This is a genomic window from Bacillus sp. P4_D3 (assembly GCF_056401855.1).
On record NZ_JBFUIN010000507.1, the window covers coordinates 1 to 2,298 of the forward strand.

At 33.0% G+C, this 2,298-nt stretch carries 1 protein-coding gene and 1 pseudogene; both read right to left on the bottom strand.

Features of this window, described 5'->3' with window-relative positions; all coding sequences use genetic code 11:
• Nucleotides 1-198 precede the first annotated feature (198 nt).
• Nucleotides 199-1,998: an ABC transporter ATP-binding protein gene (locus tag AC1DTM_RS23345; protein WP_016105868.1), complete on the bottom strand. Its 1,800-nt coding sequence runs from the start codon at nucleotides 1,996-1,998 to the stop codon at nucleotides 199-201.
• Between the two features lie 12 nt (nucleotides 1,999-2,010).
• Nucleotides 2,011-2,298: pseudogene (locus AC1DTM_RS23350) on the bottom strand (nucleotidyltransferase domain-containing protein); the annotation flags it as partial.

A 2,298-nucleotide genomic window follows, 5' to 3' on the forward strand; every position in this document is an offset into this window, starting at 1 on the left:
GTTCAATACACGGTACCTGTTATATCCATAATATACCACTCGGTACTGTTTATTGCAAGGTACTAAATTATATTTATTCCCAAAATTTACAAAACACAAATATAAAAGCCCGAATAAGATCTGCTGTAACTGACCATTATCCGGGCTATCATTCAACTCGAATTACAATAATACAAAATTTCATTCAATCTTTCTCCTCTATGAACCTACTTCTACTTGTTTACCTAATAAATTACGAAAAACACCTTTTCTCTCTTGAGCGAGTTGGTTAAATGCTCCTCGTTGAACGACCTCTCCCTTATCTAGTACGATGACTTGATCAGCATTACGTATCGTTGATAAACGATGTGCAATTACAATAATAGTCATCTGGCCCTTTAATTTTTCTAACGCACTTTGAATTAGCGCTTCGTTTTCTGTATCTAACGAACTTGTTGCCTCGTCTAAAATTAAAATAGAGGGTTTTCGTAATATCGCTCGCGCCAATACTAAACGTTGCCTCTCTCCGCCCGAAAGCCTAACTCCTCTATCCCCAATAAAAGTATCAAGCCCTTTTGGTAGCATTCGTACAAATTCAGCAGCAGCAAAATCTAATGCAGCCCAAATTTGTTCTTCACTTGCATTCGGCTCAATCATCAATAAATTTTCTCTTATGCTTGCATTAAATAAGAATGGATCCTGCTGAACATAGCTAATAGATTTCCTTAAAGCCAATAAATTTTCACTTGTAATAGTCGCATCATCTATTAAAACTTTTCCTTGTTCTGGTTGAATCAGTCCCATCAAAATATCAATTAATGTACTTTTTCCAGCACCCGATCGCCCAACAATTGCTGTCATACAATTCGATGGAATTTGCAAATTAATATTTTGAAGAGCATATACAGGTTCGTTTTCATTGTAACGAAAACTAACATTTTTACATTTGATTCCTTCTTGTATAGTTAACGGTTTTATACTTTTAGATGATTGCCTTACATCTCCCAATTCAATTACTTCGTTGCATTCTCTCTCCAATTCTAATAAAGACTTAAAAGCAGGAATATTTGCAGCTAATTGCTCCAAGTTGGATTGAATCCCAGTAAACCTAGGCCATAGTCTAGAAAAAATAAGAACAATGACTATTAATTGTCCTGGCTGAACCTGAAATAATTTTATAGATGTAAAAATAAGTAACGCAATTAGAATAGCCGATGCAAACTTATAAAAAAATTGCGATTGATTTTTCAACTTAATATATGCTAGTTGTTCCTTTTCCATTTTTTCACACCAAGTACTGAGCCATGTATATCTAGACTCTTCTAACATGTTACTCTTTATATCTTTAATACCGTTAAAGTGATCTGTTATACCACCAAGATAATCTCTTGCTATTTCAGATGTTTGGTTTCCTAATACCCTTGATTTTTTTATATAATGTCTAGAAAAATATGCAAGTATTAAGCCTGTAAACAGCACAAAAATTGTTATTTTTATAGAAAACCATAGAGCAATTCCAATTTGTATTATAGTAAAAATACATGATGTTAAAAGTTGAAGAAATAAATTGGTTCCAACCATAACTCGTCCTAATTCCTCAGTCAGTGAATTAATCAAATCTGACTTTCTCTTTTTCACAAAGAAACTCCAATTAACTCGTAATAGGGCATGGTAAATTTGTAACCTTAAATAGTTTGTAAAGCGCATTATAATTTTCATATTTCGAAGAGCAAGATTTTGTTGTAAAAGCGATTGGGCAACCACTAATATAATATAAATGCTTAAGATAAGTAACAGTCTCACCGTTTCAGGGATTTCTTGTAAAACTTCAAATATCGCTATACCCGGAATTGAACCCATATTTATTTCGATAACGCCACTAATATTAATCATGGGAAGTAACAAAAGAAGCCCTATCCCTTCCAATAAACTAACTAATGCCATCCCAAATAAATTTACATATAGTATTTTCCCCGAAAAAGCATATAATTTTTTCACAAAATATAAGAGATGTTCCACTTTTATTTCCTCCTATGTTAGCTCATGCTTCCTCACCCTTCTCCACGTGCATAGAAAAGGTCGTAAAGGAAAATACAAAAAATGAAGGTATTTAGGTAACGGTAAAGTCTTTACATCTATCGGATAAGGATATAAATGACTCAATATAAATAAAAATCTTTGACGTTTTGACATTAATGAATATAAATGACGACTGTGATACTTTGATACTTCTTCCGGGATTGGTGGCGTGTGTAGATTTATCATTTGTTTTAAATAAAACAGTGCATCCTGCGCTAATCTCCTAGCATACTTTTTGTT